This window comes from Micromonospora echinaurantiaca, assembly GCF_900090235.1.
Classification (GTDB): domain Bacteria; phylum Actinomycetota; class Actinomycetes; order Mycobacteriales; family Micromonosporaceae; genus Micromonospora; species Micromonospora echinaurantiaca.
Window position 1 is genome coordinate 6,539,157 of sequence record NZ_LT607750.1, and the last position, 25,147, is coordinate 6,564,303.

The following is a 25,147-nucleotide window of genomic DNA, read 5'->3' on the forward strand; positions in this document are numbered from 1 at the left end:
CGGGTCAGCGGTAGTCGTCCTCGTCGCCGGCGACCACCCGGGCCTGCTCCATCGCGTCCCAGTCGTCGACCTCCAGGCCCCGGTGCGGCTCGGTGTCGCCGTCGGCGGGGTCGATCGACGCGGCCTGCTCGACCGCGTCGGCCGGCTCCGCCTCCGGGTCGCGCTCCTCCGGGGTGAGGTGGTCGCTGGGGGCGAAGTCCTCCTCGGGCTGAGCCATCAGTCCCTCCCTGGATCTCGGCGGACGGTCACCACACACCGTACGGGCTGCGCCGGTCGTCCGCTCGGAACGCGGGTGGAAGGCCGGCCCGGGGGGACCCGCCCAGTCGACGGAATCGCCCCACCGGCCGGTGGGCCCGGTGCCAGGATGGAACGGTGGGCTTCCTGATCCGGCTGGCGATCACCGCCGTCGCGCTGTGGATCACCACGCTGATCGTGCCCGGGGTGGAGGTGAGCGGCCGGTCCGGCGCCGACGACGCGCTCACGCTGGTGGTCGTGGCCCTGATCTTCGGCGTGGTCAACGCGGTGTTGAAGCCGTTGATCAAGGTGGTCGGTTGTGTCTTCTACCTGCTCACCCTCGGCCTGTTCGCGCTGGTGGTGAACGCGCTGCTGTTCCTGCTCACCGACGCCATCGCCGGGGCGCTCGACCTGCCGTTCCAGGTGGACGGTTTCTGGGCGGCGTTCTGGGGCGCCATCGTGATGGCCGTGGTGACCTGGCTGATCAGCGTGGTCCTGCCGGACCGGTTGGAGGCCCGGTGACGGCACCCGTCCGGCCGCCCGCCGCCGAAGTGCGGACGCGCCCCGGGTCGGTTGTGCCGGTACGGCGCTCCTACGGGATACTGCCGGCGGAGGACAGCGCGGTCCGGCGCACCCAATGGACAACAGCGGCCAGCATGGCCGACAGCGGTTAGTAAGGAGCGTTCGACATGCCCATCGCTTCCCCCGAGGCTTACGCGGAGATGCTGGACCGCGCCAAGGCCGGCCGGTACGCGTACCCCGCGATCAACGTGACGTCCTCGCAGACGCTGAACGCCGCGTTGAAGGGCTTCGCCGACGCGGAGAGTGACGGCATCATCCAGGTCTCCACCGGTGGCGCGGAGTACCTCTCCGGACCGTCGGTGAAGGACATGGTCACCGGCGCCGCCGCGTTCGCCGCGTACGCGCACGAGGTCGCCAAGAACTACCCGGTGAACATCGCCCTGCACACCGACCACTGCCCCAAGGAGAAGCTGGACAAGTTCGTCCGGCCGCTGATGAAGATCTCCCAGGAGCGGGTGCAGCGGGGCGAGGAGCCGCTGTTCCAGTCGCACATGTGGGACGGCTCGGCCGTGCCGGTGGCGGAGAACCTGGAGATCGCCGAGCAGCTGCTCACCGAGGCCGCCAAGGGCAAGATCGTCCTGGAGATCGAGGTCGGCGTGGTCGGCGGCGAGGAGGACGGCGTCGAGAACGCCATCAACGAGAAGCTGTACACCACCGTCGAGGACGGCTTGGCCATGGTCGACGCGCTCGGCCTCGGCGAGAAGGGCCGCTACATGGCGGCGCTGACCTTCGGCAACGTGCACGGCGTCTACAAGCCGGGCAACGTCAAGCTCCGCCCGCAGGTGCTGCACGACATCCAGGTGGCGGTCGGCGCCAAGTACGGCAAGGAGAAGCCGCTCAGCCTGGTCTTCCACGGCGGTTCCGGCTCGCTGCTCTCGGAGATCCGCGAGGCGCTGGACTACGGCGTGGTGAAGATGAACATCGACACCGACACCCAGTACTGCTTCACCCGGCCGGTCGCGGACCACATGTTCCGCAACTACGACGGCGTGCTCAAGGTCGACGGCGAGGTCGGCAACAAGAAGATGTACGACCCTCGGGTCTGGGGCAAGGCCGCCGAGGCCGGCATGGCGGCCCGGGTCGTGGAGGCCTGCGAGGCCCTGCGCTCGACCGGCACCAAGATGAAGTGACGGGCTGAGACCCTCGACGGCCGGCTCCCCGCCCGGGGAGCCGGCCGTCGGCGTTCCCGCCCCGGTCAGGCGCTCGCCGTTAGCAGCCGGACGGCCTCGTGCACGTCGTCGGTGAGGTGCACGGTCGCCGACAGGTCGCCGAACGGGGAGGCCGCCAGCAGTGGCCGCAGCAGCGACTCCACCGGCAACTCCCGGGTCCAGTAGGCACGGTCCAGGAAGACGTACGCGCCGCTCGCCCCGTCGGTGCCGTAGTAGGTCTTCGTGGCCGCCTGGAACACCTCCTGGAGGGTGCCGGCCCGGCCGGGGGCGAAGACGATCCCGCCCCGGGCCAGCCGCAGGATGGTGTCCTCCCGGATCGCGTTCGAGAAGTACTTGGCGATCCGGCCGGCGAACAGGTTCGCCGGTTCGTGCCCGTACAGCCAGGTGGGGATGGCCAGCCCACCGGTGCGCGCCCAGTCCAGGTCCAGGCCGCGCTGACGGGGCACGGCCGTCGGCGCGTACCGCTCGCGGACCTGGAGCGCGACCGCCGTGTAGCGGTCGTGGTCGGTGAAGTCGGGGGCCGTGGCGAGCAGGTCGATCGCCGCGGTCAGTTCCTCGGCGGGGCGGGGGGCGAGGTAGGCGCCGAGGTTCGCCGCCTCCATCACCCCGGGCCCGCCGCCGGTGACCACCAGTCGGTCGGCCCGGGCCAGCTCCCAGCCCAGCACGGCGGCCATCCGGTACGGGACGCTGCCACGCGGCACCGCGTGGCCGCCCATCACGCCGACCACCGACTGCGGCCCGTGCACGGCCAGCCAGGCGCGGGTGGCGTCGGCCAGTGCGTTGTCCACGCCGTGGTCGTGCAGCCGCTGCCCGAGCGCCTCCTTCACCTCCGGCAGCGCCCCGCCGTGCGCGCGGAAGTGCTCGTAGACCCGGGTGTCGTACATCCCGGCGAACCCGGCCTCGGCGAAGCCGGCGGCGAGGTCCTCCGGGGTGTAGAGGTGCGACGGCTGGGTCGGGTACGGCAGCCCGGAGAACGGTGGCACCACGTTCGCGCCGCGCCGGACCAGGTCGGCGCCGACCTCCCGGTTGGCGAACCGGCAGCCGACGAAGAGGGTGCCGGTGACCGGGACGGCGGTGAGGTCGGGCACCGGGTCCAGGTCGAGCCGGAGCCCCTGCACGGTCAGGCCGGCGAGGCTGCCGGTGGCGAGCCGTTCGTCGAAGGCGGCCCGGGTCTCGATCTCGTCGGTGCAGATGTGCGGCTCGATGACGTCCGCGGGTGGTGGAGTCGGCACCGGATCATCGTGCCCAACGCCGTCCAGCCGGCAAACCTGGGCCGGGACCGACAGGAGCCCGGCGGCTGCGGCCACCGGGCTCCTGCGTAACCGGGTCCTGGGGAGGCTCCGGACCAATAGTTGTAGTGGAAAATTCTTGACGGCGGCATAGGCCGCAGGCGTGACCAACTCCTCAGCCGTTCAGCCATCCCGGTTGCCCGACCCCCTCGCGTGTCGGTCCGCGAAGCGGGTTGAATGGGACGATGCAGAACCTGTTGCCGGAGCCACCGGCCACCCTCCTCCCCGCGCACGACGAGGCCGACGCCGCCCTGTCCGCCGCCGAGCAGGCCGGCAGCGACCAGGCCTACGCCGAGGTGGCGGCGCGATTCCCGAGCTACAGCGCGGGCTGGGGCGCACTGGCGGCCCGCGCCTTCGCCGAGGGCCAGGTGATTCCGGCGTACGCGTACGCGCGCACCGGCTACCACCGGGGCCTGGACCAGCTGCGCCGCAGCGGCTGGAAGGGGCACGGCCCGGTGCCGTGGTCGCACGAGCCGAACCGCGGCTTCCTACGCTGCCTCTACGTGCTGTCCCGGGCGGCCGACGCGATCGGCGAGGCGGACGAGGCGGCCCGCTGCGCCCAGTTCCTGCGGGACTGCGACCCGGCCGCCGCGGACGCGCTGGCCAGCAACTGACCCGCGCGCTCGACCCCGCGATCTTGCAGTTCCGCTCCCCGCTTCACGGCATTCGCCCGTTCCGCCCGGGCGGAACTGCAAGATCGCGGCCGCCGAGGGCTCTACAGGCCCTCGGCGACCGCTGCGGCGATCTTGAGCCAGGCGTCCCGGGTGGCCGCGGAGAGCGCGCCGTACCGGATCGGCTCGCCGGTGTCGATGAGCCGCTCGTACGGCGCGAGCAGCACCGCCCGGGTGCGGGCGGCGAAGTGATCCTGGATCGCGGGTAGATCGATCTCCTTGCGGGACGGGGGCATGGAGACCACGCTGACCGCCTGTCGGACCAGCCGCTGCCGTCCGCTCTGCTCCAGGTGGTCGAGCATCCGGGCGGCCGTCTCGGCCGAGTCGTTGCGGGCCGACATGGTGACCACCAGTTGGTCGGTGGCGTCCATCGCTGCCTGCCAGTTCTGCGCCCGGACGTTGTTCCCGGTGTCCACGAAGATCAGCTTGTAGAAGCGGCTGACCACCTCGCGGATCTCGGCGAACGCGGCGGCGGTGAGCATCTCGCCGCCGGTGGCCGACTCGTCCGAGGCGAGGACGTCGAACATCCCCTCGCCCTGCGACCGGACGTACTGCGACAGGTCGCCGATCCGCCCGTGCGCTCCCTGGAACTGACCCAGGTCACGCAGCAGGTCACGGACCGTACGGGCGTGGAAGTCCTGCTGGGCGCGCATGCCCAGGGTGCCCTGGGTCTCGTTGTTGTCCCAGGCCAGCACGTAGCCGCCGCGCTTCTGGCCGAACGTCATGGCCAGCAGCAGGATGGCCACCGTCTTGCCGGCCCCGCCCTTCGGGTTCACCACGGTCACCTGGCGCAGCCCGCCGAAGTTGCGCCGGACCATCTCGATGTCCCGCTTCATTTCCAGCTCGTGCCGGCCGGGCGGCAGGCGCAACCCGACCTTGTTGAACACCGCCCGTACGCCCATGGTGGCCACCGGCTCGGCCGGGCGTACCTGCCGGCGCCGGGCGAAGTCCTCGGCGGTCGGCGGCGCGGTCGTCTCCGGGCTCCAGTCCGGGTCCGGTTGCGCCGGCGGCACCCCGGTCACCCCGTCCGCCGGCCGGTACGGCTGCCGTGGGGCGGGGCCGGCCTGCGGCGGGCCCTGCTGCCAGCCCGGCGGATACCAGCCCGGCTGCGGCGGGAACGGCCCCGGCGGTGGCGCTTCCTGTCGCGGGCCGGCCGGTTCCTCCGCCGCTGGGCTGAGCGGCGCGTCCTGCCCTGGGCCCGGTGACGCGTCGTACTGCGGCGTGGGTGCCGGGACGGCTGGTTGCGGCATCACCGGCGGCTGCGCCGCGCCCGAGGCCCCGCCCGGCGAGGACGCGGCCCCACCGGGCTGCAGCGGCACGCGCCCGCCGGGCGGGGTCGCTCCGCCCTGCCGATCGACTGTTCCACCCGCCCCGGTCGGGGCGCCGGCCTGCTGCGGGACGGTGTGGTGCGGCGTGGCGGCGACGGCACCGTGCACGAGGGCGGGTGCCGTGGAGGCCGGCGCTGCGGGGGCGGGCGGCGTGCCCTGGACGGAGCCGGGGAATTCGGGGGCCGGGCCGGGCGAAGCGCTCGCCGGTCCGGGCGAGGCGCTGCTCAACCCGAGCGGAGCATTGGCCGGCCCGGTCGAGCCGTTGGACGACTCGGCGGCGGACCGCTGCGGCGGCTGGGCCCAGGGCGAGGTGGCACCCCGGCCAGCGCCCGGAGCCGGACCGGCGCTCGGGGGCGGGCCCGGGGTGGAGGTTGGGTCGCTGGCGGGGGCCGTTCCGCTGGTCGGGGTCGGGTCGCTGGTCAGGGGTAAGCCATCGGCCGGGGTCGGGTCGCTGGTGGGGGTCGCGCTGCCGGCTGAGGTCGGGCTGCTGGTCGGGGTCGTGCTGCCGGCTGGGGTCGGGGGTGGGCCGCTGCTGGGGGCGGCGCTGCCGGTCGGTGATGGGCCGCTGGTGGAGGCCGTGCTGCCGGCTGGGGTCGGGCCGCTGGTGGGGGCGGCGCTGCCGGTTGGAGGTGGGCTGCTGGTGGGGGCCGTGCTGCCGGTCGAGGGTGGGCCGCTGGTGGGGGCCGGGCTGCCGGCTGGGGTCGGGCCGCTGGTGGGGGCCGGGCTGCCGGTCTTGGGTGGGTTGTTGGTCGGCCGAGGGCTGGCCGGTTGCCGGTCGTCGGAGGGATTGCCCGGCGTGGTCGGGTCGGGTGTCGCGGGGGGCGGCCCTTCTCCACGGGCGGGTTGGGATGCGGCGGGCTGCACCGGCTGGGGTTGGGCCGCGCCCGCCGAGGAAGCCGCCGCCAGGTTGGCTGGCGGCCGGGACGGTGCCGGTCCGGCCATCGTGTCCTGGTCGAGGGTGAAGGGCAGGTGGAGATCGACCCGGGTCGGCTGCCCGGTCCTGGGTGCCGGCACGCCGATCGCCGCCGGTCGAGCCGTTGCTGCCTCGTCCGTCGCGGGGTCCGTCAGGGCGACGTCCGGCCCGCCTGCGATGCCGGGCGAGGCGCCGAGGGCAGCGTTGGCCCCCGCGTTGTCCCGTCCGGGCAGCATCGTCCGGCCGGCCGAAGCGGGCACATCGGGTGCCGGGGCCGGTGCGGCGGCTGGCGTGGGCGATCCGGTCGCCGGAGTCGGCGGGCCGGGCGGTTCGACCGGTGGCGCTGGCGGAGTGGGCGATCCGGGCGACGGGGCACCGGACGGTTGGGCTGGCGGGATTCGTGTGCCGGTTGCCGATGCCTGCGGGCCGGACGTCTGGGCCGGTGGCGCTGCCGGGGTCGGCGATGCGGGGGGCGGGGCACCGGGCGCCGCAGCTGGTGCGATCGGCGCCTCGGCTGGCGGGGTCGGGGCGCCGGGCGGCTGGGGTGGTGGGGCTGGCAGGGCCTCGTCCGCCGCCGGGGCGTCAGGCGCCTGCGGTGGGGCGGGCGGAGCCGGCGGCACAGGTGCCGGGGACATGGGCTGCGGGGCGGCGCTGGTCGGGGGCGAGGGAACTGCCGGAGGCGGGGTGTCCACCGGCGGGGGTGCCCAGCCCTGGCCGGCCGTCCAGGCGGCGGGTTGATCGGCGCTCGTCCATCCGCCGGGCGGCGACATCCCGCCGGTCAGCGACGGGTAGTCGGCGGGCGAGGGCGGGGCGGCGCTCGACGAGGCCGGTGACCGGGCGGCCCAGGGCGGGGTGCCGGCACCCGTGGTGCCGTCGAGCTGTTCGGGCGGCCAGAGTGGTTCGATGTCCCGCTCCGGTACCGGCTGCTGGCCGGGCTTGTGGACCCGGTCGGCGTTGTCGTCCACCACGGTTCCTCCCCATTCCTCCTGCCGAGGATAGGCCCACCGGCCGTACCCGACCGGCCGGCGCGGAGGCGCCCGGGGTCAGGCCGCCCAGACCGCCCAGGCGCCCGGCTCGGTCCACCAGGACCGCTTCCGGCTCAGCTCGCCCGCCACCCCGTCGTCGAGGTAGGGCAGCTTCTCGTCCCGGGGGAGCACCGAGGCGGCCCGGCCGCGGGCCCGGCGCACCTCGAGCCGTACCCGCTTCCGGCCCAACGCGGAGCGGGTGACGACCGGCACGGCCACCGCCACCTCGACCTTGCCGTCGGTCGGGTCCGGCGCGCCGAGCAGCGCCACGTCGTCCAGCCGCGCGTACCCGCCGGCGTTGCCGATCGCGCAGGCCAGCAGCGGTTCGTCGCCGTTGCTGAGCACCGTGTCGTCCACCTCGACCCGGCCCCGCCAGTGCAGCGGCCGGCCCTGGTCGTCCGCCGCGCCGAGCAGCGCGCCGTCCAGGGTCACCGAACCGCCGTCGTTGCGCAGCAGGTCGAGCCGCCGGGCCGTGCCGTCCAGCACCGCGGCGGCCACCGCCGCCGGGTCACGCGGCAGGCCGAGCTGCGCCGCCAGGTCACGCTGCGCCGTGCTCCGGGCCGGATCGAGCGGGAGTACGCCCACCGGCGGCAGGTCCGGCACCGTACGGTTGCTGGCCAGGTCGTCGGGGCGGCGGCTGGGCGGTGGGGCGTACCGCCGGACCAGCCGGCGCAGGACGGCGCGCAACTGTGCGTCACTGGCCGTGGCGACCACCAGCCGGGTCTTGGAGTCGGGATCCGGCCAGGTGAGGCCGTCGGGGCGGGCCGGGCCGTCGAGCCGGGCCAGCACCTCGTCGATCTCCTTGTCGGAGCGGGCGGTCACCGTCTCGACCCGGGCGCCGCGCGCGGTGAGCGCGTCCGCGCAGGCCAGCACCGGCACCCGGGGCGTCTCGCAACGCTCGCCGGCCTGCTCCGGGGCGTCGGCCGCGGTCGTGTCCTGAGGTGGAGAGTCCCCGGTCGCGCCGCCGCAGCAGGCACCGCCGCTGCCGCAGCCCCCGGGAGCGTCCCGCTCCGATCCGAGGGTGAGCAGCACCACGTCGTACACCGCTACCGGCCTCCCGCCTCTCGCCGCGACCCGTGCCGGTCGCGCCGTCACTACTTGTTAACCTGACACCCCGGGCTCGCCAACCGGTCGCCACCTGGCACCCGAGCCTTCTGGAGGCGAAGAAGATGCCAGCGATCGTGCTCATCGGCGCTCAGTGGGGCGACGAGGGCAAGGGCAAGGTTACCGACCTGCTCGGCGAGCGGGTCGACTACGTGGTGCGCTACTCCGGCGGCAACAACGCCGGGCACACGGTGATCACGCCGGACGGGCAGAAGTACGCGCTGCACCTGATGCCCTCCGGGGCGCTGTCGCCGAACGCGAAGATCATCATCGGTAACGGTGTGGTGGTCGACCCGAAGGTGCTGCTCACCGAGATCGACGGGCTCGCCGAGCGGGGCGTGGACGTCTCCCGGCTACGGATCTCCGGCGACGCGCACCTGATCATGCCGCACCACCGGGCGCTGGACCGGGTGGTCGAGCGCTACCTCGGCTCGGCCCGGATCGGCACCACCGGTCGCGGCATCGGCCCCGCCTACGGCGACAAGGTCGCCCGGATGGGTATCCGGGTGCAGGACCTGCTCGACCCGGGCATCCTGCGCAAGAAGCTGGAACTCGCGCTGCGCGAGAAGAACCAGATCCTGTTCAAGGTCTACAACCGCAAGGCGATCGACGTCGACGCCACGGTCGAGGAGTACCTGCAGTACGCCGAGCGGCTCACGCCGTACATCGCGGAAACCCGGGGGATGCTCTGGGACGCGCTGGACCGCGGCGAGACGGTGCTGCTGGAGGGCGCCCAGGCCACCATGCTCGACATGGACCACGGCACGTACCCCTTCGTGACCTCGTCGAACCCGACGGCCGGTGGCGCGTGCGTGGGCGCGGGCATCCCGCCCACGGCGATCAACCGGGTGATCGCGGTGAGCAAGGCGTACACCACCCGGGTCGGCTCCGGGCCGTTCCCGACCGAGCTCTTCGACGACAACGGCCAGCACCTGCGCAAGATCGGCCACGAGTACGGCACCACCACCGGCCGGGAGCGCCGCTGTGGCTGGTTCGACGCCGTCGTGGCCCGTTACGCCTGCCGGCTGAACGGCGTCACGGATCTGGTCATCACCAAGCTGGACGTGCTCACCGGCCTGCCCAAGGTGCCGATCTGCGTCGGCTACGAGATCAACGGCAAGCGGGTCGACGACATGCCGATGACGCAGACCGACTTCCACCACGCGGTGCCGGTCTATGAAGAGCTCGACGGCTGGTGGGAGGACATCACCAAGGCCCGCACCGAGGACGAGCTCCCGGAGAACGCCCGCCGCTACATCGCCCGCATCGAGGAACTCTGCAACACCCGGGTGAGCGTCGTCGGCGTAGGCCCCGGCCGCGAAGAAAACGTCCTCCGCCACCCCCTCCTCCCCTAACCCCACCCCGGGCCCCCGGGGGATCGCCCCCGTTGATCATGAAGTTATTGCGCTCTCGACCGGCGTGTCGCACCAACAACTTCATGATCAACGGAGCGGGTTGGCGGGGTTGTCCACAGGAGGGGGCGGGTTATCCACAGGGGGTTTAGTCGATCTTTGTTGGCCGGGACAGTCGGTCGGCGTGGATCCTCTGACAGTCATCCGGCGGGTGGCAGCCGCGCGGGACGGCATCGTCACGCTGGCCCAGGCGCGTGCGGCGGGGTTGACGGTGCACGACGTGCACCGGTTCTGCCGGGCCGGTCGCTGGCGAGCCGTGATCCGGGGCGGGTACCTCGTCGATGCCGACCTGAATGACGGGATCCCACGGCGGGCGAGGATCAGGGCCGCTGTCGCATCCTTTGGACCGGGTGCTGCCGCGGTCCTGACCACCGCCGCGGAGTTGCACGGGATCGGCGGAGCAAGGGCGACCGAGGCCGTTCACCTTTCGGTGCCGGGTCCGATTGCGCGGCCGGCTCGGCTCGCCCAACCCGACGTGGTGGTGCACCAGTTGGTCGTTGCGCCCGATCAGTTGGTCCGGATCAGTGGCATCGCCGCTACCAGCCCGCTCCGAACCGTGGTCGATCTCATCCTCCGCGAGGACCGCTACCCGGCAGTCTGCGTGCTCGACTCGGCCCTCAACCGAGGGCCGATCGACGGCGATGACCTGCTGGCGGTCCCCCGGCTGATCAGGGGTCGACGGGGCGCGGTGGCGGCGCGGGGCTACCTGGCCGAGGCGGACGGGCGGGCGCAGTCCCCGCTGGAGACCCGCACCCGGCTGCGCTGCGTCGACGGCAAGGTGCCACCGGACGCACTGCAACTGGAGGTGCGCGACGACGACGGCTACCTGCTCGGCATCGGTGACCTGGGCTGGCGTGGACCAAAGGTGATCGCCGAAGCCGACGGTCGAGGCCCGCACGGCACCCCCGATGCGGCCTACGCCGACCGCCGCCGCCAGAACCGCCTGGTCAACGCTGGCTGGACCATCCTCCGCTTCACCTGGCGCGACACCCTCGACCCCCACTACATCCCCTGGACCGTCCGCCAAGCCAGCGCCGCAACCCAGCCCCGTTGATCATGAAGTTATTGACATCCCCATCGGCGTGTCACCGCAATAACTTCATGATCAACAAGGGCTGGGTGGGGCGGCGGGGGGCCGTGGGTAGGATGCGGGGTCGTGCGGGTACTTCTTGTGGGTGGTGGGGGGCGGGAGCACGCGCTCGCGCTCGGGCTGGCGGCCGATCCGGCCGTGGACAAGCTGTTCGCGGCGCCGGGCAATCCGGGCATCGGGCAGCTGGCCGAGCTGCGGCAGGTCACTCCGACCGATCCGGTGGCCGTCGCCGCGCTGGCGGTGGAGACCGGCGCCGACCTGGTGGTGATCGGTCCCGAGGCGCCGCTGGTCGCCGGGGTCGCCGACGCGGTGCGGGCGAAGGGGATCGCGGTGTTCGGTCCGTCCGCCGCGGCGGCCCGGCTGGAGGGCTCCAAGGCGTTCGCCAAGGACGTGATGACCGCCGCCGGCGTACCTACCGCCCGCGCGTACGCCTGCGCCGACGAGGCGGCCACCGCCGCCGCGCTGGACGAGTTCGGCGCGCCGTACGTGGTGAAGAACGACGGGCTCGCCGCCGGCAAGGGCGTCGTGGTGACCGACGACCGGGCCGTCGCGCTCCGGCACGCCGCCGAGTGCGGGCAGGTCGTGGTCGAGGAATACCTGGCCGGTCCCGAGGTGTCGCTGTTCGTGGTCACCGACGGCGAGGCCGCCCTGCCGCTGCTGCCGGCGCAGGACTTCAAGCGGGTCGGCGACAACGACAGCGGCCCGAACACCGGCGGCATGGGGGCGTACGCCCCGCTGCCCTGGGCGCCGCCCGGCCTGGTGGACGAGGTGATGCGCGACGTCGTGCACCCCACCCTGGCCGAGTTGCGCCGCCGCGGCGCCCCGTTCGCCGGCCTGCTCTACGTCGGGCTGGCGATCACCGCCGACGGCCCGCGGGTGATCGAGTTCAACGCCCGCTTCGGCGACCCGGAGACCCAGGTGGTGCTGGCGCTGCTGGAGACGCCGCTGGGTGGGCTGCTGCACGCCGCCGCCACCGGTACGCTCGCCGACCACCCGCCGCTGCGCTGGCGGGACGGCGCCGCCGTGACGGTGGTGGTGGCCGCCGAGGGCTACCCGGCCGCACCGCGCACCGGTGACGTGATCAGCGGCGCCGAGGGCGCGGGCTTCATCCACGCCGGCACCCGCCGGGCCCCCGACGGCTCGCTCTGCTCGGCGGGTGGTCGGGTGCTCTGCGCCACCGCCACCGGCGCCGACCTGACCGCCGCCCGGGACGCCGCGTACGCGCTGGTGTCCGGCGTCGGGCTGGCCGGCTCCCACTACCGGACGGACATCGCGGCCGCCGCCGTCGCGGATCGGATCACGATTCCCGGCTGACCCGGGCAACCCCCACCGCCGCCGCCTCCGGTTGACCGGTGAGGCGAGGAGGTGGCGGGATTGCCGGCTGACATCGAGGGCGGGCCTCGCCTCCGGCGCGCGCCGGGCCGCCGGACGGGCGGGTGGCGGGCCGACGGACGGACAGGGCGGGTGGGGGGCCGGCGTCTGCCGGTCAGCCGTAGTAGCGGCGTAGCTCCCGGGTGAGCACCTTGCCGGTGGCGTTGCGCGGCAGGTACTTCACGAAGACGACGTCCCGGGGCACGGAGAACCGGGCCAGGTAGTGCCGGACGTACTCGCGGACCGCCTCGGGGTCGAGGGTCTCGCCGGGGTGCAGGGCGAGGAACGCGGCGAGTCGCTGGCCGTACTCCGGATCCGGCACCCCGATGACGGCGGCCTCGCGGACCTGCGGCAGCCGGGCGAGCAGATCCTCGACCTCGGACGGGAAGACGTTCTCCCCGCCGGAGACGATCATGTCGTCGGCCCGGCCGTCGACGAAGAGCAGCCCGTCGGCGTTGATCCGGCCCAGGTCGCCGGTGTCCAGCAGGCCGTCCCGGCTCTCCCGCCCCGCCCCGGAGGTGTAGCCCTCGAAGAGCATCTCGTTGCCGACGAAGATCCGGCCGACCCGGCCGGTGGGCACCGGCTGGCCCGCGTCATCGAGGATCCGCAGCTTGGTTCCGTGCGGCGGTCGGCCGGCGGTGGTGGGCGCCGCGCGCAGCTCGGCCGGGCCGGCGATGGAGGCCCAGGAGACCTCGGTGGAGCCGTAGAGGTTGTAGAGCACGTCGCCGTAGACGTCCATGAACCGGTGGGCGAGGTTGCCGGGCAGCGCGGAGCCGCTGATCGCGACCACCTTCAGCGGCGGCCGCGGGTCCGGCGCCGGCACCTCCAGCAGCCGCTGCACCATCACCGGTACGGCGAAGAGCGCGTCGCACCGGTGGGTGACCAGCGCGGCCAGCGTGGCGGCCGGGTCGAAGCGCCGGTGCAGCACGATGGTGGCGCGGAGCGCGAAGCAGACCTGGAGGGCGGCGAATCCCCAGGTGTGGAAGATCGGCGCGGCGATCATCACGCGGTCCCGGGTGTGCAGCGGGATGCGGTCGATGATGGACACCAGTGGGCCGAACCCGTTCGGGGTGGGTCGCCGGGCGCCCTTCGGCGTGCCGGTGGTGCCGGAGGTGAGCACGATGATCCGGCCGTCGCGCTCCGGCGGGCGCAGGTCGTCGCCGGGGAGCGCGCCGGCGATCAGTTCCTCGCGGGCCCGCTCGTCGACCCGGTGCAGCTCGGCGGGGAGGCCGAGGGTCCGCTCGGCGAACTCGTCGTCGTGCACCAGCACCCGCAGCGCCTGCTCGTCGGCCACGGTGCCGAGCTGGGCGGCGGAGAGACCGGTGTTCACCAGCACCGCGTCCACGCCGAGCAGGGTCGCCGCGACGATGGTCTCGATCAGGCCGTGGTGGTTGCGGCAGAGCACGCCGATCCGGTCGCCGGGCTGCACGCCGAACCCCGCGCGCAGCGCCCGGGCCAGCCGCTCGGCCCGGTCCAGCAGTTCCTGGTAGGTCAGCTCGGCACCCTGCTCGTCGACGATCGCGGTCCGGTCCGGGTCCCGGGCGGCCGCCTGGCGCAGCTCGCCGGCGAGGCTCCAGCCCCACTTGCGCAGCGCGCCGAGCTGGGAGGCGACCCGGATCGGGCGGCCGGGGGTGAGCAGTCCGCGGCGGGTCAGCGTGGCGACGATGAACGGCAGATCCATGCCACGGGCCTCCTTCGGCGGTGCGCGGAGGGCCCCCGACCTGGGGGCCCTCCGTGAACGGTCTTCTCGATCATGCACCGGGCGCCGGGTCGGGCCCCGCCGGCGGTGATCCGGACCACCTGCCGGACGCCGGTCGGCGCCGGCCGTCAGCGGATCTGGAGCCCGGAGATCGCCCGGGAGATGACCAGGCGCTGGATCTCCGAGGTGCCCTCGAAGATGGTGTAGATCTTCGCGTCCCGGTACCAGCGCTCGACCGGGTGGTCGCGCAGGAACCCGGCGCCGCCGAGCAACTGCACCGCCTTCTCGGTCACCGCGACGGCCACCTCACCGGCCTTGAGCTTGGACATCGAGCCCTCGCCGGCGGTGAACGGCCGGTTGTTGCGCCCCATCCAGGAGGCGCGCCAGACCAGCAGCCGGGCCGCGTCGATCTCCATCTTCATGTCGGCCAGCGCGAACGCGACCGCCTGGTTCTCGATGATCGGGCGTCCGAACTGGACCCGGTCCTTGGCGTAGTCCAGCGCGTACTCGTACGCGGCGCGGGCCACCCCGAGCGCCTGGGCACCGACGGTCGGCCGGGACAGCTCGAAGGTGCGCATCGCGGCCTGCGCCGAGGCCCGCTTTCCGGTGCGGGCCCGGTCCAGCCGTTCCAGCAGCGCCTCCCGGCCGCCGAGCAGGCAGCGCCCGGGCACCCGTACGTCGTCGAGGAAGACGTCGGCGGTGTGCGACGCGCGCAGCCCGAGCTTGCGCAGCTTGCGGGTCGCGGACAGCCCCGCGGTGCCCGGCGGTACGACGAACGCGGCCTGCCCGCGCGAGCCGAGTTCCGGCTCGACCGAGGCGGTGACCACGTGCACCCCGGCGATCCCGCCGTTGGTGGCGTACGCCTTCTGGCCGCGCAGCACCCACTCGTCGGTGGCCTCGTCGTAGACCGCCCGGGTCCGCATCGCGCCGACGTCGGAGCCGGCCTCCGGCTCGCTGGTGCAGAATGCCGCCACGGCCGGCTCGTCGACCGACCCGAAGCACTGTGGCACCCATTCGACCAGCTGGTCGGGCGTGCCGGCGCCGTAGATGGCGGCGACCGCGAGCGAGGTGCCGAAGATGCTCAGCCCGATGCCGGCGTCACCCCAGAAGAGTTCCTCGCTGGCGATCGGCAGGGAGAGGCCGGTGGGGTCGGCCCAGCAGGTGGCGAGGAACTCGAAGCCGTAGAGGCCGACCTTCGCCGCCTCCTGGATGATCGGCCAGGGAGTCTCCTCCCGGGCGTCCCACTCGGCCGCGGCCGGGCGCACGACCTCGGCGGCGAAGCCGTGCACCCAGTCCCGCAGATCCCGCTGTTCCTCGTTCAGGTCGAGCGAGAACTCGGCCATGTCAGGCCTTGGGGATGTCGAACAGGTTGGCGATGTTGGCGGCCAGGCCCAGGTCGCCCTTGGCCTTCAGCTTGCCGGTCATGAACATCATCACCGGGTTGGCGCCACCGGAGACGATCTTCAGGAACTCGACCGGGCCCATGGTCAGGCTCAGCTTCGGGTCGTGCTGCGGGGTCTCGTTGACGGTGCAGGTGCCGTCGGCGATGACCACCTCGTAGGTGTCGGTGCCGCCGTCGGGGCGCCCGGTGATGTTCCAGTGGATGACCGCGTTGGTGGAACCCGCCCGGTCGGCGCGGAACAGCGACGGCATCCGGCCGAAGACCTCGCCGAGGATCTTGCCGCGCAGGTCGCCGGACATCACCTCGGCGATCTTGTCGTCGGGGGTGGACTTGACCAGCTGGGCGAACTCCTTGGGGCCGACGTTGGCGAAGTTGGCCGGGTCGAAGTCAGTCATGAGGCGCACCTTCCGGGTATTGGCTACTCGTGCGTAACCTTACGGGCGAGTAGGTATGCTCGCAAGGTGTCCGGCACACCCACCTTCAAGCGCCTGCCCCGGGCCGTACGCGAGCAGCAGATGCTCGACGCCGCGGTCAAGGTCTTCTCCCGACGCGGCTACCACGCGTCCAGCATGGACGAGATCGCCGAGGACGCCGGCATCTCCAAGCCCATGGTCTACGCCTACCTGGGCACCAAGGAGGAACTCTTCGTCGCCTGCCTGCACCGCGAGGGCACCCGGATGATGCAGGCCATCGCCGGGGCGGCGGCCCCCGACCTGCCGGCCGACGAACGGCTCTGGCGGGGGCTGCGGGCGTTCTTCGGCTTCGTCGGGGCGCACCGGGACGGCTGGGCGGTGCTCTACCGGCAGGCCCGGGGCGAGCAGCCGTTCGCCGGCGAACTCGCCGCCATGCGGGCCCGGCTGGTCGAGGTGGTCGCCGGCATGCTCGACCACGCGCTGCGCGCCGAGGGGCGCGAGGTGGGCGAGACCGACCTGGAGGTGGTGGCGTACGCCCTGGTGGGGGCGACCGAGTCGCTGGCCGACTGGCTCGCCGACCACCCGGACGCCGACCCGGAGAAGACCGCCACCCGGATGATGAACGTCGCCTGGCTCGGCGCCGGCCAGTTGCTGCGCGGTGCCGCCTGGCGGCCCCCGGCGGGTTGAGGGCTCACCGGAGCAGCCCGGCGTACTCCGGCTCCGTGGTCGCGGCGCGCGCCCGATGCCGGCCCCGCGCCCAGCGGACCACCTCGACCACCAGGGTCACGGTGAGTGCCAGGCCGAGCCCGAGCAGCAGGCCGCGCAGCGGGTCCTGCTCGAAGGCGAGCCCGCCCAGGTAGCCGACCAGCGCCGAGTAGACGCCCCAGGAGACCGCGGCGAGCGTGTCGAAGGCGAGGAACCGCAGCCGGGGGAAGCCGATCGCGCCCATGGTCAGGGTGACCGCCGTCCGGCCGCCCGGGATGTACCGGGCCACGGTGAGGATCAGCCCGCCGCGCCTGCCGATGCCCCGCTGGGCCCGGTCGAGCGCCGCGCGCCGCCGGCCGCCGGCCGGCATCCGGGCCAGCAGCCGCCCGCCGCCGCCCCGGCCGATGGCGTACGAGACGTGGTCGCCGACCAGCGCGCCGGCCGCCGCGACCGCGATCACGACCGGCAGGTCCGGCTGGCCGGTCGCGGCGAACACGCCGGCGGTGATGACCGCCGTCTCGCTCGGCACGACCGGGAAGAACCCGTCCACCACCGCGATCGCGAAGAGTGCCAGGTAGACCCAGGGCGAGGACATGGTCTGGTGGAGCAGGTCGAGTACCGAATCCATGCCCCGATGCTGCTGCCGGCCCGGCCCGCCGCCATCGGCCGTGGGTCAGCCCGCGTCCACTACTTAAGTAGTGCCCGTCCCCGAGCGGTCTCAGGGGCGCCGGCCGGACCGCTCGGGGTACGCCCTCGGCGCGCGGGCGACCGGCCGGGCAGCGCCTACCCTCGGAGCGTGACCTCCAGCCTCGCCGGGCTCCGGCGGACCGTCGAGCGGTACCGCCCGCTCGGGCTGGCCGTGCTGGTCGGCGGCGGGGTCTGGTACTCGGCGGCCGGGGCGCTCGGCGTGCGGTCGCCGCTGCCCGGCGTGCTGGTCCTGGCCGTCGCCGTGACCGCCGGCTGGGCCGCCGCGACCGTGCACCGCCGGCGGTGGCCGCTCTTCGTCGCGGCGGCCGCCGCCTGGCTGCTGCTGGCCGCCTGGCCCGCGCCGGTCGCCGCCTCCTGGCAGGCCGGCCTGCGGCTGCGTGGCCGGCGCCGGCTCGGCGGCTTCCTGGCCGGCGCCGCGCTGGTGCTCGCGCTGGGTGTGCTGATCGGCCGGGCGGTGGGCGGCGAGCGCGGGTTGACCACCGCCACCCCGGGCAACGCCATCGCGATGGCCGCCTGGCTGGTGGTCTTCCCGCTGGTGGTCGGGCTGTGGATCGGGGCGCGCCGGGACACCCTCGCCGCGCTCCGCGACCGGGCCGCGCGGCTGGAGCGGGAGCAGGAGGCCCGCGCGGAGCGGGCCCGGGCCGAGGAGCGGGCCCGGATCGCCCGGGAGATGCACGACGTGGTGGCGCACCGGGTGTCGCTGATGGTGGTGCACGCGGGCGCGCTGGAGGTGACCGCCGCCGATCCGGCCACCGTCGAGGCGGCCGCGCTGATCCGGTCCACCGGCCGGCAGGCCCTCACCGATCTGCGCGAGGTGCTCGGCGTGCTGCGGCAGGCCGGCGGCGCGGCCGAACCCGCCCCGGCCGGGCCAGCCGCCGCCGCGGGACTGCCGGACACCGCCCCGCTGCCCGGCCTCGGCGCGGTGGACGATCTGGTCGGCGAGTCCCGGGCCGCCGGGCTGCGGGTGCAGCGGCAGGACGAGGGGACACCGGCGGCGGTGCCGGCGACGGTGGGGCGGACGGTGTACCGGGTCGTCCAGGAGGCGCTGACCAACGTCCGCAAGCACGCGGCCGACGCGGAGGTGACGGTCCGGCTGCGCCACCTGACCGGCGGGATCGAGGTCACCGTCCGCAACGGCCCGTCCACCGCTGGCGCCGGCCTGCCCGGCGCCGGGCTCGGCCTGGTCGGCCTGCGGGAACGGGTGGAACTGCTGGGCGGGCGGCTGGAGGCCGGCCCCCGCGACGGCGGCTTCCTGGTCCGGGCGCTGATTCCGGTGGAGGAGGAGCGGTGATCCGGGTCCTGGTCGCCGACGACGAGCAGTTGGTCCGCTCCGGGCTGCGGCTGATCCTGGAGGCGGCACCGGAGATCACCGTGGTCGGCGAGGCGGCCGACGGCGCCGAGGCGCTGGCCGAGACCCGCCGGCTCCGCCCCGACGTGGTGCTGCTGGACGTGCGGATGCCCGGCACCGACGGGCTGACCGCCGCGCCGCGGATCGTCGCCGACGGAGCGAAGGTGATCATGCTGACCACCTTCGACCGGGACGAGTACGTGCACCGCGCCCTGCGCGCCGGGGCGGTCGGCTTCCTGCTCAAGGACACCCCGCCCCGGGACCTCGCCGCCGCGGTGCGGACCGTGGCCGCCGGGAACGCGATGCTTTCGCCGACGGTGACCCGGCGGCTGATCGAGTCCTTCGCCGAACGGGGCCCGGACCGGCGGGAGGCTGCCCGGCGGCGGCTCGGCGAACTCACCGTGCGGGAGTTGGAGATCGTCCGGGAGGTCGCCCGGGGGCACGCCAACGCCGGCATCGCCCGCCGCCTGGGGATGAGCGAGGCCACGGTGAAGGCGCACGTCAGCCGCGCCCTGGCGAAGCTGGGCGCGGAGAACCGGGTGCAACTGGCGATCCTGGTGCACGACGCCGACCTGCCCTGAACCCGCCGGGCTCAGGGCGGGGCGGACGGGCCGCGGCGGTGGCGCAGCCGCCGGGCCGCCTCCAGTAGCAGGGTGATGACCACGGAGAGGCCCACCCCGACCAGCACGCCCCGGACCGGGTCGCGTTCGAAGGCAAGCCCGCCGAAGTAGCCGAGCAGCGCGCAGTAGACGGCCCAGGTGAACGCGCCGACGGCGTCGAAGAGCAGGAACGACCGGCGGGAGTAGCGCAGCGCGCCCATGGTCAGGGTGACCGCGGTCCGCCCGCCGGGGACGTACCGGGAGGTGGTCAGGATCAGGCCGCCGCGCCGTTCGACCGCGCGCCGGGCCCACTCCGAGCTGGCCCGCCGCCGCCCGTCCCGGCGGAGCCGGGCCAGCGGCCGGGCGCCCCGGCCGATGGCGTACGAGATGTGGTCGCCGGCGAGCGCGCCGAGGAAGGCCGCCACGATCACCCACGCCAGGTCGGGGTGCCCGCCGGCGGAGAGGACGGCGGCAGTGATCACCGCCGCCTCGCCCGGCACCGCCGGGAAGAACGCGTCGACCGCGGTGACCCCGAAGAGCACCAGGTACACCCACGGCGAGGCGACCGTCTCCCGGAGCAGGTCGAGCACCGCTTCCATGCCCCCATGCTGGCCGGGTGCCGGCCGCGCGGGGGCCGAGTCAGCGGATCGTGCCGATCAGGTGGGGCCGGCCGGTACGCGCGTCGTGCAGGGCGAACTCCCAGGCCGGGGTGGCGCTGAAGGCGACCGTGCCGGGCAGCGGCACGGGCAGCTTGAAGGCCACGTCGACGGTGAACGCGTCCGGCAGCCGACTCTCCAGCGCGGCCAGGCAGCGGGCCTTGCTCCACATCCCGTGCGCGATCGGGCGAGGGAACCCGAGCAGCCGGGCGCCCAGCCGGGAGGTGTGGATCGGGTTGTGGTCGCCGGAGACCCGCGCGTAGTCGGTGCCCACCCGGGGTTCGACCCGCCAGTGCGTGGAGGCGGGCGGCGGCGCCGGCCGCTCGCCCCGGTCGCGCCGCTCGCCGCCGCCGGTGCCGCGCTCCTTGCCGAGGTACGTCGAGACGCCCCGCCACACCTCCGCCCCGGCCACCGAGGCGACCAGGACCACGTCCAGTTGCCGGCCCCGGTCGTGCGGGCGCAGGTTCTCCGCGTACGTGGTGAAGTCGAGCGGCTCGTCGGCGGTGAGCGGGCGGTGCACGGTGATCCGGTTGCCCACGTGCACCACGCCGGTCAGCGGGATCGGGAAGTCGGCCGCGGTCATCAGCCGCAGCGCCAGCGGGAAGCCGAGCACGTGCGGGTACGTCGGCGGCAGCCGGTCGGCCAGCCGGAACCCGCAGACCCGGTCGTACTCGGCCAGGTGGGCCCGGTCGACGGTGGCCCCGGTGACGGCCAGCTCGACAGCGGGCACGGTGTCGCCGCGCCGGCCACCCGCGCCGGGCAGCGCGCCGAGCAGGGCGCGCCGGTAGAGCGCGCCGGCCGCGGGCATCGCCGGCAGCTCGACCCGGGCCCGGGTGGCGGCGGGACGGTCCTCGGTGGTCGCCATCTCAGGCCCCCAGCAGGCTCTGGCCGCAGACCCGGACCACGTTGCCGCTGACCGCGCCGGAGGCCGGCCAGGACAGCCAGCCGATGGTCTCCGCCACGTCGACCGGCAGGCCGCCCTGGGACATGCTGTTCATCCGCCGGCCCGCCTCGCGCAGCATCAGCGGGATCCGGGCGGTCAGCCGGGTCTCGATGAACCCGGGGGCCACCGCGTTGACGCTGATCTGCCGGTCGCGCAGCGCCGGGGCGAGCGAGTCGACCAGCCCGATCACGCCGGCCTTGCTGGTGGCGTAGTTGGTCTGGCCGCGGTTGCCGGCGATGCCGGCGATCGAGGAGACGGAGACCAGCCGGCCGCCGGCCGGGATCAGCTCCCGCTCCAGCAGCACGTCGTTGATCCGTTCCTGGCTGGAGAGGTTGACGTCGATCACCGAGTCCCAGCGGTCGGCGTCCATCCGGCCGAGGGTCTTGTCCCGGGTGATGCCGGCGTTGTGCACCACCACGTCGACCCGGCCGTGCCGGGCGGCCAGGTGGTCGGCGAGCCGGGTGGGTGCGTCCGGGGCGGTCAGGTCGAGCTGCACGGCGCTGCCGCCGATCTCGTTCGCCACCGCGGCCAGCTCGTCCCCGGCGGCCGGGATGTCCAGCGCCACCACCTGGGCGCCGTCGCGGGCCAGCACCCGGGCCAGCGCCGCCCCGATGCCCCGGGCCGCGCCGGTGACCAGCACGACCTGCCCGTCCAGCGGGTGGTCCCAGTCGGCCGGCGGTGCGGCCCGCCCGGCGCCGACCCGGACGACCTGCCCCGAGACGTACGCGGACCGGCCGGAGAGCAGGAACCGGAGGGTCGCTTCCAGGCTGGTCAGGGTGCCCGGGTCGGTGCCGGCGGTGACGTAGACCAGTTGGGCGGTGACGCCCCGGCCGAACTCCTTGCCGATGCTGCGGGTCAGCCCCTCCAGGGCGCGCTGCGCGGTGGCCTCCCGGGGTGTGCCGCACTCGGCGGGCGGGGTGCCGAGCACGATCACCCGGCCGCTGGGCAGCACCGAGCGGGCCCGCGGGTGGAAGAAGTCGTAGAGCTGCCGCAGCCCGGTCGAGTCGGTGATCCCGGTGGCGTCGTACACCAGGGCGCCGAAGCGGGCGGCGGCGTCGGTGTCGGCGGCGGGGTCGCGCACCTCGACCCCGGCGGCGGTGAGGATCTTGCCGACCGGCTCGGCGAGGCGGCCGTCGGTGGCCGCGCCGAGCAGGGCCGGCCCGGGCAGGAGGGGGTCGCCGGGGGTGTGCCGGCGCAGTCGCGGCGGGTCGGGCAGCCCGAGGCGCTTGACCAGCGCGCGGCCGGCCCCCGATTGGACGAAGCTCGCGTACCTGTCGGTCATAGGCGTAGCCTACTGACGAGTAGGGTTCGGGCAAGACTTTCCAGGAGGCGGATCGTGCAGAACATCCGGCGGGTCGCGGTCATCGGTGGCAACCGCATCCCCTTCGCCCGCTCCAACTCCCGCTATGCGAGCGCGTCCAACGCGGACATGTTGGGCGCGGCGCTCGACGGGCTGGTCGCCCGCTACGGGCTGGCCGGCGAGCGGGTCGGCGAGGTGGTCGCCGGGGCGGTGCTGAAGCACTCCCGGGACTTCAACCTCACCCGCGAGGTGGTGCTCGGTTCCCGGCTCGACCCGCACACCCCCGCGTACGACATCCAGCAGGCCTGCGGCACCGGGCTGGAGGCGGCCATCCTGGTCGCCAACAAGATCGCCCTCGGGCAGATCGACGTCGGCATCGCCGGCGGGGTCGACACCACCTCGGACGCGCCGCTGGCGGTCAACGAGGAGTTGCGCCGCACGCTGATCAAGCTGAACAGCGCCCGCACCCTGGGCGAGCGGCTGCGGCTGGCCGCGAAGCTGCGCCCGTCGCAGCCGTTCAAGCCGGAGATCCCGCGCAACGCCGAGCCGCGTACCGGGCTGTCCATGGGTGAGCACGCGGCCCGCACCGCGCTGCGCTGGAACATCGACCGGCAGTCCCAGGACGAGCTGGCGCTGCGCTCGCACCAGCGGCTCGCCGCCGCGTACGACCGGGGTTTCTTCGACGACCTGATGACGCCCTACCTCGGGTTGACCCGGGACCAGAACCTGCGTCCCGACACCAGCCTGGAGAAGCTCGGCTCGCTGAAGCCGGTGTTCGGCGCCAAGGGGCCGGACGCCGAGCAGGCCACCATGACCGCGGGCAACTCCTCGCCGCTGACCGACGGGGCGTCCACTGTGCTGCTCGCCTCCGAGGAGTGGGCCCGCGCGCACAGCCTGCCGGTGCTGGCCTGGTTCAGCTGGTCGGAGACGGCGGCGGTGGACTTCGTGCACGGCGACGAGGGGCTGCTGATGGCCCCCGCGTACGCGGTGCCGCGGATGCTGGCCCGGGCCGGGCTCACCCTTCAGGACTTCGACTACTACGAGATCCACGAGGCGTTCGCCTCGCAGGTGCTGGCCACCCTGGCCGCCTGGGAGTCGGCGGAGTTCTGCAAGGACCGGCTCGGCCTGGACGCCCCGCTCGGCGCGATCGACCGGGACCGGCTCAACGTCAACGGCTCGTCGCTGGCGGCCGGGCACCCGTTCGCAGCCACCGGCGGCCGGATCGTGGCCACCCTGGCCAAGCTGCTCGCCGAGTCCGGCAGCGGGCGCGGCCTGATCTCCATCTGCGCGGCCGGCGGCCAGGGCGTGACCGCGATCCTGGAACGTTGAGCGGACGGCTGCCCCGGCGATCGACAGCCGGGGCAGCCGTGCCGTGGATCCGGTGTGGACCGACGCCTCGACCCGGAGCCCAGCGCGGTGGCCTAGCCTGGGACGGCTTCCCAGTCGACCGAAGGACAGCCTGTGTCAGCCACCCCGACGTCCGCGTCCGATCCGCGGGCCCACCCCGCGCCACCGTTGCCGCCCCCGGCGCCTCCCGCGCCGACCGGGGGCGTCCGGATCGGCCGCGGCGCCCAGGTGGTCACCGGCCTGGTGCTGCTCGTGCCGGGGGCCGTCGCCCTGCTCTGGTCGTACGTGCTCCCGTCGGTCAGCACGCTGGCGGAGAGCTTCCGGCGGGGGCGGCTCCCGGGCGGCCCGAGCGAGCCGGCCGGCGGCGACAACTACACGCAGGTGATCGAGCGCGGGTTCCTCGGTGACCTGGGTCACGCGCTGCTGCTCGCGCTGGTGCCGCTGCTGCTCGCGCTGCTCGTCGCCCCCCTGCTCGCGTTCGCCGCGGAGCGGGCCGGCCGGGTGCCACGCCTGGTGACCCGGGCGCTGCTGGCCCTGCCGCTGGCGGCCTACGCCCCGCTCGCCATCGGGCTGGCCCGGACCCTGGACCGGTTCGAGGCCGACCGGGACGCCTGGACGCAGGCGCCCACCCTGACCGCCGTACGCAGCGGGGCGCTGCTGGTGGCCGGGCTGGTGGTCGCGGTCGGTGCCACCGCCTTCCTGGCCGCGCTGCGCCGCCGCCCCGGCGGTGGCCGGTCCGTTCCGGCGGCCCTCGCCGTCGGCGGCGTGCTCGGGTTGACCGTCGTCGCGGTGACCGTGCAGTCCTGGTCCCTCCAGTGGCCCGTCCTCGGCGGTGGCCGCGACGAGCGGACCGGCCCGATGGTGCGGATCGTGCGGGAGAGCCTGAGCCGCCTCGACTTCGGCGTCGGCGCCGCCGGCAGCGTGCTGCTGCTGGCGCTGCTGGCCGTGCTCGGCGTCCTCGCCGTCGGCCTGCTCCTGGTGACCCGCACCCGGATCTCCTTCACCGGTTGGCGCGACCGTCCGGCGGGTGCGGCGCCCGCCGAGCGGAACCTGGTCGCGCTCGGTGCGCTGGCCGTGGGGCTGGTGGCCTTCCTCGGCGTGCTCGGGTACGTGCTGGCGCCGTGGCTGCGGCTGCTCACCGCCGACGCGCCGCCGCTGCCGTCCGGCGTCTCCACCGGCCGGATCCAGGTCAACACCTGGCTCCCGCCGCTGATCTCGGCGGTGGTCGGGGTGGGCCTCGCCGCGCTGGCCGGCTTCGCCATCGGTGGTCTGCGCCCGCTGGGCCGGGCCAGCGAGCTGCTCCTGCTGCCCTTCGCGCCCTGGCTCTTCGTCGGCGACGGCCCGCTGGCCATCGCCCACTTTCTCCGGGCCGAGGAGGCCGACCAGCTCGACACCTTCGTCGGGCTGATCCCGCCGGGTTGGCTCTCGATCCCCGCGCTCGTGGTGTTCACCCTGTTCTTCCGGGGCCAGCGGGAACGCTGGGAAACCGGCGGCCGGTTCGCCTCGACGATGCTGCTGCCCGCCCTGCCGATGCTGGCCGGGGCGGGGCTGCTGAGCTGGCTGGTCGGCGCGCAGAGCTGGCTGTGGCCGCAGCTGGTCGTCCGGGACGTCCAGCACGCGCCGGCGGCGAACCTCGTCCTCCTGCGGCTCGCGCAGTCGTTCGGCGACCCGGAGGCGATGCGCGGGTTCGTCGCCCAGGTGCTGCCGCTGCCGATGCTGCTGCTCTTGCTGGCCGCGTTCCTGGCCTTGCAACTGGGCTACCTGGACCGCCTCGTCGTCTCCGCCGGGTCGAAGCGCGGTTGATCTACCCCTGCCGCGGCAGGTGGCGGTGTCCGTCGG

21 protein-coding genes and 1 pseudogene are annotated in these 25,147 nt (G+C 74.4%); 11 read left to right on the forward strand and 11 right to left on the reverse strand.

Annotation, left to right across the window (positions count from 1 at the left end; all coding sequences use genetic code 11):
• Nucleotides 1–4: 4 nt before the first annotated feature.
• Nucleotides 5–217: a hypothetical protein gene (locus tag GA0070609_RS29710; protein WP_088996849.1), complete on the reverse strand. Its 213-nt coding sequence runs from the start codon at nucleotides 215–217 to the stop codon at nucleotides 5–7.
• Nucleotides 218–372: 155 nt separating this feature from the next.
• On the opposite strand from GA0070609_RS29710, the gene GA0070609_RS29715 reads away from it, so the two are divergent.
• Nucleotides 373–756, forward strand: a complete 384-nt coding sequence (locus GA0070609_RS29715) for a phage holin family protein (protein ID WP_088996850.1) — start codon at nucleotides 373–375, stop codon at nucleotides 754–756.
• A 167-nt stretch (nucleotides 757–923) separates the two neighbouring features.
• Nucleotides 924–1,946, forward strand: coding sequence for a class II fructose-bisphosphate aldolase (fbaA, locus tag GA0070609_RS29720; RefSeq protein WP_088996851.1), 1,023 nt, complete (start codon nucleotides 924–926; stop codon nucleotides 1,944–1,946).
• 65 nt (nucleotides 1,947–2,011) lie between these two features.
• Here fbaA and GA0070609_RS29725 read toward each other — a convergent pair whose 3' ends face one another.
• A complete protein-coding gene (locus GA0070609_RS29725; RefSeq protein ID WP_088996852.1) occupies nucleotides 2,012–3,217 on the reverse strand; it encodes an LOG family protein in 1,206 nt (401 codons plus the stop codon).
• Nucleotides 3,218–3,459: 242 nt separating this feature from the next.
• Here GA0070609_RS29725 and GA0070609_RS29730 point away from each other — a divergent pair, with 242 nt between their 5' ends.
• Nucleotides 3,460–3,888: a DUF3151 domain-containing protein gene (locus GA0070609_RS29730; RefSeq protein WP_088996853.1), complete on the forward strand. Its 429-nt coding sequence runs from the start codon at nucleotides 3,460–3,462 to the stop codon at nucleotides 3,886–3,888.
• A gap of 101 nt (nucleotides 3,889–3,989) precedes the next feature.
• Here GA0070609_RS29730 and GA0070609_RS35090 read toward each other — a convergent pair.
• Both GA0070609_RS35090 and GA0070609_RS29745 read right to left on the reverse strand, forming a co-directional pair.
• Nucleotides 3,990–5,408 (reverse strand): annotated as a pseudogene (locus GA0070609_RS35090) (chromosome partitioning protein); the annotation flags it as partial.
• Nucleotides 5,409–7,229: 1,821 nt separating this feature from the next.
• Nucleotides 7,230–8,255 carry a diacylglycerol kinase family protein gene (locus GA0070609_RS29745; protein ID WP_088996855.1) on the reverse strand — a complete coding sequence of 342 codons (1,026 nt, stop codon included), beginning with the start codon at nucleotides 8,253–8,255 and terminating at the stop codon, nucleotides 7,230–7,232.
• 125 nt (nucleotides 8,256–8,380) lie between these two features.
• Between GA0070609_RS29745 and GA0070609_RS29750 the strand changes: the two genes are divergently transcribed.
• From GA0070609_RS29750 to purD, 3 genes are all read left to right on the forward strand, one after another.
• Nucleotides 8,381–9,670 (forward strand): adenylosuccinate synthase, encoded by a 1,290-nt coding sequence (locus GA0070609_RS29750; RefSeq protein WP_088996856.1) that lies wholly within the window; start codon nucleotides 8,381–8,383, stop codon nucleotides 9,668–9,670.
• 613 nt (nucleotides 9,671–10,283) lie between these two features.
• A complete protein-coding gene (locus GA0070609_RS34660; protein ID WP_231928455.1) occupies nucleotides 10,284–10,781 on the forward strand; it encodes an endonuclease domain-containing protein in 498 nt (165 codons plus the stop codon).
• Nucleotides 10,782–10,883: 102 nt separating this feature from the next.
• A complete protein-coding gene (gene purD / locus GA0070609_RS29760) occupies nucleotides 10,884–12,131 on the forward strand; it encodes a phosphoribosylamine--glycine ligase (protein WP_088996858.1) in 1,248 nt (415 codons plus the stop codon).
• A 172-nt stretch (nucleotides 12,132–12,303) separates the two neighbouring features.
• On the opposite strand, the gene GA0070609_RS29765 is transcribed toward purD, so the two are convergent.
• The 3 genes from GA0070609_RS29765 to GA0070609_RS29775 form a co-directional block, all read right to left on the reverse strand.
• On the reverse strand, nucleotides 12,304–13,869 hold the full coding sequence (locus GA0070609_RS29765; RefSeq protein ID WP_088996859.1) for an AMP-binding protein: 1,566 nt from the start codon (nucleotides 13,867–13,869) through the stop codon (nucleotides 12,304–12,306).
• A gap of 146 nt (nucleotides 13,870–14,015) precedes the next feature.
• A complete protein-coding gene (locus tag GA0070609_RS29770) occupies nucleotides 14,016–15,230 on the reverse strand; it encodes an acyl-CoA dehydrogenase family protein (protein WP_088996860.1) in 1,215 nt (404 codons plus the stop codon).
• A gap of 1 nt (nucleotide 15,231) precedes the next feature.
• Nucleotides 15,232–15,684 (reverse strand): SCP2 sterol-binding domain-containing protein, encoded by a 453-nt coding sequence (locus GA0070609_RS29775; protein WP_088996861.1) that lies wholly within the window; start codon nucleotides 15,682–15,684, stop codon nucleotides 15,232–15,234.
• Nucleotides 15,685–15,750: 66 nt separating this feature from the next.
• Between GA0070609_RS29775 and GA0070609_RS29780 the strand changes: the two genes are divergently transcribed.
• Nucleotides 15,751–16,389, forward strand: a complete 639-nt coding sequence (locus GA0070609_RS29780; protein ID WP_088996862.1) for a TetR/AcrR family transcriptional regulator — start codon at nucleotides 15,751–15,753, stop codon at nucleotides 16,387–16,389.
• A gap of 4 nt (nucleotides 16,390–16,393) precedes the next feature.
• Here GA0070609_RS29780 and GA0070609_RS29785 read toward each other — a convergent pair whose 3' ends face one another.
• A complete protein-coding gene (locus tag GA0070609_RS29785; RefSeq protein WP_088996863.1) occupies nucleotides 16,394–17,035 on the reverse strand; it encodes a DedA family protein in 642 nt (213 codons plus the stop codon).
• 168 nt (nucleotides 17,036–17,203) lie between these two features.
• Here GA0070609_RS29785 and GA0070609_RS34965 point away from each other — a divergent pair, with 168 nt between their 5' ends.
• Nucleotides 17,204–18,406: a sensor histidine kinase gene (locus GA0070609_RS34965; RefSeq protein ID WP_088996864.1), complete on the forward strand. Its 1,203-nt coding sequence runs from the start codon at nucleotides 17,204–17,206 to the stop codon at nucleotides 18,404–18,406.
• Nucleotides 18,403–19,044, forward strand: coding sequence for a response regulator (locus GA0070609_RS29795; protein WP_088996865.1), 642 nt, complete (start codon nucleotides 18,403–18,405; stop codon nucleotides 19,042–19,044). Before GA0070609_RS34965 ends, GA0070609_RS29795 begins: the two co-directional genes overlap by 4 nt.
• Nucleotides 19,045–19,055: 11 nt before the next feature.
• Here GA0070609_RS29795 and GA0070609_RS29800 read toward each other — a convergent pair whose 3' ends face one another.
• Genes GA0070609_RS29800 through GA0070609_RS29810 form a run of 3 tightly spaced genes read right to left on the reverse strand, consistent with a single transcriptional unit; the run spans nucleotide 19,056 to nucleotide 21,943 of the window.
• Nucleotides 19,056–19,661 carry a DedA family protein gene (locus tag GA0070609_RS29800; protein ID WP_088996866.1) on the reverse strand — a complete coding sequence of 202 codons (606 nt, stop codon included), beginning with the start codon at nucleotides 19,659–19,661 and terminating at the stop codon, nucleotides 19,056–19,058.
• 40 nt (nucleotides 19,662–19,701) lie between these two features.
• Nucleotides 19,702–20,583: a MaoC/PaaZ C-terminal domain-containing protein gene (locus GA0070609_RS29805; protein ID WP_088996867.1), complete on the reverse strand. Its 882-nt coding sequence runs from the start codon at nucleotides 20,581–20,583 to the stop codon at nucleotides 19,702–19,704.
• A gap of 1 nt (nucleotide 20,584) precedes the next feature.
• Nucleotides 20,585–21,943 (reverse strand): 3-oxoacyl-ACP reductase, encoded by a 1,359-nt coding sequence (locus tag GA0070609_RS29810; RefSeq protein ID WP_088996868.1) that lies wholly within the window; start codon nucleotides 21,941–21,943, stop codon nucleotides 20,585–20,587.
• 54 nt (nucleotides 21,944–21,997) lie between these two features.
• Here GA0070609_RS29810 and GA0070609_RS29815 point away from each other — a divergent pair, with 54 nt between their 5' ends.
• Together GA0070609_RS29815 and GA0070609_RS29820 are read left to right on the forward strand one after the other, a co-directional pair.
• A complete protein-coding gene (locus tag GA0070609_RS29815; RefSeq protein WP_088996869.1) occupies nucleotides 21,998–23,290 on the forward strand; it encodes an acetyl-CoA C-acetyltransferase in 1,293 nt (430 codons plus the stop codon).
• A gap of 132 nt (nucleotides 23,291–23,422) precedes the next feature.
• Nucleotides 23,423–25,111, forward strand: coding sequence for a sugar ABC transporter permease (locus GA0070609_RS29820; RefSeq protein ID WP_157748330.1), 1,689 nt, complete (start codon nucleotides 23,423–23,425; stop codon nucleotides 25,109–25,111).
• The last annotated feature ends 36 nt before the right edge of the window (nucleotides 25,112–25,147 follow it).

Coding starts and splice junctions, on each gene's coding strand:
- GA0070609_RS29785 (WP_088996863.1), bottom strand. CDS start 17,035: ATGGATTCGGTACTCGACCTGCTCCACCAGACCATGTCCTCGCCCTGG.
- GA0070609_RS29800 (WP_088996866.1), bottom strand. CDS start 19,661: ATGGAAGCGGTGCTCGACCTGCTCCGGGAGACGGTCGCCTCGCCGTGG.
- GA0070609_RS29775 (WP_088996861.1), bottom strand. CDS start 15,684: ATGACTGACTTCGACCCGGCCAACTTCGCCAACGTCGGCCCCAAGGAG.
- GA0070609_RS29805 (WP_088996867.1), bottom strand. CDS start 20,583: ATGGCGACCACCGAGGACCGTCCCGCCGCCACCCGGGCCCGGGTCGAG.
- GA0070609_RS29765 (WP_088996859.1), bottom strand. CDS start 13,869: ATGGATCTGCCGTTCATCGTCGCCACGCTGACCCGCCGCGGACTGCTC.
- GA0070609_RS29810 (WP_088996868.1), bottom strand. CDS start 21,943: ATGACCGACAGGTACGCGAGCTTCGTCCAATCGGGGGCCGGCCGCGCG.
- GA0070609_RS29730 (WP_088996853.1), top strand. CDS start 3,460: ATGCAGAACCTGTTGCCGGAGCCACCGGCCACCCTCCTCCCCGCGCAC.
- GA0070609_RS29750 (WP_088996856.1), top strand. CDS start 8,381: ATGCCAGCGATCGTGCTCATCGGCGCTCAGTGGGGCGACGAGGGCAAG.
- GA0070609_RS29710 (WP_088996849.1), bottom strand. CDS start 217: ATGGCTCAGCCCGAGGAGGACTTCGCCCCCAGCGACCACCTCACCCCG.
- GA0070609_RS29770 (WP_088996860.1), bottom strand. CDS start 15,230: ATGGCCGAGTTCTCGCTCGACCTGAACGAGGAACAGCGGGATCTGCGG.
- fbaA (WP_088996851.1), top strand. CDS start 924: ATGCCCATCGCTTCCCCCGAGGCTTACGCGGAGATGCTGGACCGCGCC.